Below are 351 nucleotides of genomic sequence, written 5' to 3' on the forward strand. Positions count from 1 at the left end.
CCAGGGTGAAGCGGGCGCCCCCCAGCGGCGATTCATCCACCATGATCTGGCCGCCGTAGCTGTGCACTATCTCGGTGACCACCGCCAGACCTATGCCTTGGCCGGGGGAGCTGTCAGCGCGCACGCCGCGCTGGAAGATCTGCTGCGACTTGTCCGGATCTATGCCCGGGCCATCGTCTTCAATCTCGATCCGCAAGCGGTCTAAGCGGCGGCTCACAGTCACCCGAATTTCGCTGATGGCGAACTTGAAGGCGTTGTCGAGCAGGTTGCCCATCAACTCCATCAAGTCCCCCTGCTCGCCGGCGAAGAAGACGTCGTCATCGAACTTGAAGCGGGTCTGCAGCTTCTTGT

Annotated in this window: 1 protein-coding gene; it reads right to left on the reverse strand. The window is 61.8% G+C overall.

Translation table 11 applies throughout. The features are described 5' to 3' along the window. The coding region (locus BN1128_RS19720; RefSeq protein WP_042871950.1) for an ATP-binding protein at positions 1 to 351 on the reverse strand (351 nt) is incomplete at both ends.

The organism is Aeromonas piscicola, assembly GCF_000820005.1.
Classification (GTDB): Bacteria; Pseudomonadota; Gammaproteobacteria; order Enterobacterales; family Aeromonadaceae; genus Aeromonas; species Aeromonas piscicola.